Origin of the sequence: Ligilactobacillus sp. (assembly GCF_036846325.1) — a bacterium.
Taxonomy (GTDB): Bacteria; Bacillota; Bacilli; order Lactobacillales; family Lactobacillaceae; genus Ligilactobacillus.
In genome coordinates this window covers 1-5,390 of sequence record NZ_DAIUCE010000109.1, presented here as the reverse complement: position 1 = coordinate 5,390, position 5,390 = coordinate 1, and the positions used below count along the sequence as shown (strand labels likewise).

The window sequence follows — 5,390 nt, the reverse complement described above, 5'->3', positions numbered from 1 at the left end:
ATTTCACGCCTCACCCACCAAAACTGGTGGAGATTTTGCGCCTCTCCCACCAAAACTGGTGGAGGCAGGCTTCGGAGCTAGTTCAGAAACCGCATGAGAATCAACGCCCTGCATTTTGCAAAAAAATCATTGATGCACAGGTCTTTTTCTTTGAACGTCCGTTCGGTTAATGATATAATGCAACTAAAACACAGGTCAGGGGGAGTCTGCATGCAAATGTTATTTCGAAAATCAACTCTGCAAAACATCAGCCATGACATCGGGGACATAGCTGTAAGGCTTGCAAATGCCGGAAGTGACAGGTTATACGTAAAGAAGCGAGGAAATCATCATGAATTCTACCGCTACAATCCAGTTTCAAAAAAGGAAACGTACATTTCCAGGGAGAACTGCGCCACAATCGGCGAGCTGGCGCAGAATGCATACTACCGTGAACTGATTGCGCATCTGCAGCACATTGCAGGACTCATGAAAAATGAAGAGTTCGGTCTGCTGAAGGAAATTCCAATGGACGTTTACGACAGTCAGCATCCTGCTCTGAAGAACTGCATCAGGCCATACTATGTCAGCTGTCTTGACGAAATCGGGACATGGCTCGAAAATCCGGGTGATTCCCGACACATGCTCGGATTCAAGCAGGATGATCCCGTCATCTTCACCGAAGATGGCGTGAGGGTCCGGTCCAAGACAGAGAAATTCTACGGCGACTTCTGCTGCAGTGAAGGCACCCCGTACCTGTATGAGAAGCCGCTCTTTCTTGAGAAGACCCGGCAGTGGGTGCTGCCTGACTTTACATTCTTCGATTCACGCCGCGGCTGCGAGGTCATCTTCGAACACTTCGGGATGATGGGCAATGCCGGTTATACAAACGATGCCCTGAAGAAGATTGAATGTTACAAGAGGGAAGGACTGACTGACAGCGGACGTTTCTTCTACACGATGGAGTCAGATGGAAACTGCGACAACATCAAGCACTTCAAGGAAATTGCACGTCGCTTTTCGATAAAAAACTGACTACTTGGTAAAGGCTGCTTTCGGGCAGCTTTTTTTGCGTGTAATGGCAAAATGCAGAGCCGCCCACCAAAACTGGTGGAAAATTCACGCCTCGCCCACCAAAACTGGTGGAAAATTCACGCCTCTCCCACCAAAGATTCCGCAGTCAACCGCAATACTGCATCGTTAAATACATATAATTCACAAAATATCCACAGAAATTTTTTACAATATTTTGCTTCATGCGTCATGATTTGTCGTACAAGTGGGATATGATTGATACATCTCTACTATATTAAGGGGGAACATTGAAAATGAATTCGGAATTGAACAAACTCCTGAACAAGGTCGACGAATGGTCGAAGAAGAACAGGAAAGTCTACATACTGACCACTCCGGACATGGTTGATGATCTTGAACTTGTCGTGCTGAAGCATCTTGCGGGAAAATGCAGTGCTCAGATTGCAATGGCGACTGCAGAAATCTGCGTCACGACGCCGGAGAGGATGGCGGTGAAGGAAATGACGGGAAAGCACCCGGAATTCTGCAAGCCGGAACTGACCGGAGCCGTCCAGACTCAGCTCGTCTCACTTGCAATCGAGCAGTCGAAGGATGAACTGAAGACATTCAGGAAGAGCGCGGGACATCCTGGCTTTGCCAGAAACGTGAGGAGCCTGTTTTCCAGGTGCCTTGATGACGGATATTCCGCCTCGGTCCTTGGCTTAAGAAAATACAGATCGAAGAACGAATCCTTCAAGAAGAAGATGGAGGACCTGATTGTAATTTACAAAAAGTATCTTGAACTTTCGGAACCGTACATGACGAAAAACGAGATGCTGGACATTCTGAAAGAAGACTTTGACGGAGAATTCTTCTTCGCATACTTCGGGCCGAAGAAAATCGGAAACAGGAAAGAGGACGAACTGCTTAAAGAGCTGAAGAAGAAGGCTGAAGAAGGCATCGAGGTTTTCCTGCCGGACGCAGCTGAAAAATATGGTCCGGACGTCATGAAGCGTTTCTTCAAGGAACATGTCATGAAACATCAGCCCGGCAGATATGATGAAGTGAACGTCACGAAGGCCAAATGCCTCGACCCTGACCTTGAGGCAAAATGGACGGCAGGAAAGATCGTCGGACTGCTTGAAGCAGATGATTCCCTGCACGCAAGAGACATTGTCGTCTATCTTCCGCCGAAGAACAGGGACTACATCCAGGCTACGGACCGTGCCTTCAGAAAAGCGGGGCTTTCATTCAACCTCAAACAGGAGTCATCGCTTTCCTCCCTGCCGCTCCCGCAGCTGCTGCGTTCGCTGTTCGAGAATCCGGCACGCAGATACGAAGTGTCAAACATCATCAGACTGCTCAGGACAGGGCTTGTCCTCCCCGATTCAAATGAAGACGAAGGCATCGACGAAAAGCTGCGTGAACTGAACTCGCTTCTGCCAAAAATTGACAACTTCCTGAGAAAGACCGGCACCAGGACCGAAGAACAGTGGAAGACCGAATGGCATGATGCCCTCTACTCCACAGAAGGAGCCGGTGAGAATCTTGAATATTATGAAAAATGCAACGCCTTTGCCGAAGACATCAGAAAAAAGACGGTTTCCCTCTTCTCTGACCTTGATGCAATGAAGAACCCGCTTGACGAAAAAACAGGCATCATGTCCGTTCTCAGTAAAAACGGAATCCTCGATGCACATGCGGCACAGAGTGCAAAAAACACCAGGACGGTCAAGGCAAGAGGCATCGACTTTGAGGGAATCACCGGACGCATGAAGGAGTCACGGAAACGTTTCACAGACCTGATCTTCTCACTTTCTGCAGCCGGGATTGAGGTTGACAGCTCTGCATTTGCCGGAAAGCTCAAGGAGACGTTCAGCGAACCATATGCAACTGGGCATGCGGAAAAGGTCGATGAAGTCAAGGTCGTCCCGATTGACGCCGTCCAGTGTCCGCACTACAGGCATGCCTTCGTGCTCGGGCTTGACAGGAACACGCTTCCCGGAAGCATCCCCGAAGGAAGAATCCTGACCAGAGAAGAAGAGGAGGAGAATATACTGTTCGTCCACAGCATGACGATCATGGATCGGTACAAGTATACCGACACGCTCTTCCTTGACGCCTGTGCAAGCGCAAGTGACGGAATCTTCCTGTCATATTCGCAAAATACAGTGCTCGCCGACCCGAACGAACCGTCGCACTACTGGACCGGATTCGACGCACCGGTTGAAGACGTCGGGCTTTCCACCACGTTCAACGTTCCGGAATTTGACATCGACGCAGCCGTCGTTCATGCTTCTTCCGTTCACCTGAAAGAAGAGCAGAAAGATGAATGGAATCATCTGAAGAACCTGACGGCATTTGAGAACAGGCCGTCAGACCTCACGCCGGAACTTGCGGAAAAGCTCTATGCAGGAGAAATGAAGGCGGACGGATGCCACATCTCACCTTCATATTCGGCTCTTGACGCCTATGCGAAAAATCCGTACGAATTCTTCCTTTCCAAAGGACTCAGGCTCAGAAGAAAGGACGACTATGTTCTCTCGTCGAAAAATTCCGGGACTTATATCCACGACCTGCTTGAAGCATTCACGAACGGTGAGTTCAACGTGCCGGGAAATTCTGACTTCGACGTGCAGAAGACCGCTTCCTCTGCCATCGAGCATGTCGCAGAAAACCGCAGGGAAAAGTCATCACGCAATTCCGGCCATGAAAGAGACATCCTGAGCATGCTTTCCGCAACTGCTCAGACCAGACGCTTCAAGGAACGTCTGGAAGACACGTTCAGGCGCTGTCTCGTGGCATTGAAGAAACGCCAGAAGGAGAATCATAGTCAGATGGCCCTTGGCGAGACCGGATTCAACTCGAAGGACTCCATCCGAAATGTCGAAAGCGGAATCGACATCCCGTTTGAACTTGACGGAAAGACCTTCCATCTTGACCTGTCCGGCGTGATTGACTGCATCAGCGTCATCAACAGGGACGGCGGGGATTCGACGGAGCTGATGATTGCTGACTACAAGACGGGCAATTTCAGAGATCTGACGCAAAATCTTGTCATCAAGCTCGAAAACGGCATGAATCTCCAGCTCGTCATCTACGCAATGCTGATCAGGGCACATATTGACGAAGTCAGGAGGATGCTTGAAGAAAGAGGCTTTGAAGTAAGGGACAGAATTGCAGTCACCGGAAGCGAATACGTAAGGGTCAACGACGAGAAGAATAACGGCAAGGAACCCGATCGATTCTGTGAACTCAGGATATCAGACGAAGCGTACAGCAAGGTAGAGCGGAAACGTAACGGTCAGCCGTCCTTTTCTGACCCTGTCCCGTTAAAGAACGTCGAGGACCTGATCATTGACGCATACCGCAACATCCTGAGCGGACATCTTGAAATAAGCCCCTATCAGCTTGGAAGCAAAAACGGGCTGAAACACAGCGACTTCAGGAACATCATGTGCTTTGACGAACTGTTCGGAAACAGCTACCGCGAACTGAAGAGCAGAAACACTGACACGGAGGAGAACTAAAAATGGCTGATTTGGATTTAAACAAACAACAGACGCTTGCAGTTGACTCAAGGAAGAAGAACATCGTTGTTGCCGCCTCGGCCGGAACCGGCAAGACAACCGTCCTTGTCGACCGCGTAATGAAGAAGATCCTGGACGACAAGGCCGACCTGGATTCGCTGCTGATTCTGACCTTCACCAAGGCGGCGGCGCAGAACATGAAGGACCGCCTGGAGGCAGCACTCAGAAAACGGGAGAGGACAGAAAAGGACGCAGACGAAAGGGAGCGTCTTCTGCAGCAGATTGACAAGCTGCAGACGGCTGACATCTCCACCATCGACTCCTACATCAACAAACTGGTCAGAAAGTACAGCTACAGACTTGACATCGACCCGGAATACCAGATTCTCTCGTCAGACATCGCAAAGAACCGCCTGAGAGACCAGGTCTACGATCAGGTGATCGAGGACTTTGAAGCAGAAGAAGGAAAAGACCGGAAGCTGATGTTCCAGCTGATGACGGGAAACAACCAGGATAAGAGTTTAAAGGAGACACTGTTCAGGCTCTATGACTTCCTCGGCTCGATTGAAGACAGGAATGCCTGGAGAAAAAAGGCAGAGGAAAACGGCCTGGAGGAGAAAATCTTCTCAAACATTGAACAAAACAGGGATAAATTCCGTGAACTTGCAGATCATCTCGAACTTTACGGAGATGACCCTGACTATACTTACAAGAACAAGACACTGACAAACACCATCAGAAACTTCCTGCTGCTGAAGGACGTCTTCAGGACCGCTTCCACGGCAACATCGTTTTCCGAAATCGAGGATGAGTTCAAAAAGGTCGACAAAAAACTGCCTGCAGTGACGAGTTCCGGACTGAAGAAAT

At 49.4% G+C, this 5,390-nt stretch carries 3 protein-coding genes; all 3 read left to right on the top strand.

Features of this window, described 5'->3' with window-relative positions; translation table 11 throughout:
• Positions 1–210: 210 nt before the first annotated feature.
• Positions 211–1,014, top strand: a complete 804-nt coding sequence (locus tag V7Z60_RS08605; protein ID WP_334117418.1) for a hypothetical protein — start codon at positions 211–213, stop codon at positions 1,012–1,014.
• Between the two features lie 293 nt (positions 1,015–1,307).
• On the top strand, positions 1,308–4,523 hold the full coding sequence (locus V7Z60_RS08600) for a PD-(D/E)XK nuclease family protein (protein WP_334117417.1): 3,216 nt from the start codon (positions 1,308–1,310) through the stop codon (positions 4,521–4,523).
• A 2-nt stretch (positions 4,524–4,525) separates the two neighbouring features.
• On the top strand, positions 4,526–5,390 hold an 865-nt coding region (locus tag V7Z60_RS08595; RefSeq protein WP_334117416.1), incomplete at its 3' end, for a UvrD-helicase domain-containing protein.

What these genes read in the sequence shown, in the direction of transcription:
- V7Z60_RS08600 (WP_334117417.1), top strand. Translation starts at nt 1,308, where the DNA reads ATGAATTCGGAATTGAACAAACTCCTGAACAAGGTCGACGAATGGTCG.
- V7Z60_RS08605 (WP_334117418.1), top strand. Translation starts at nt 211, where the DNA reads ATGCAAATGTTATTTCGAAAATCAACTCTGCAAAACATCAGCCATGAC.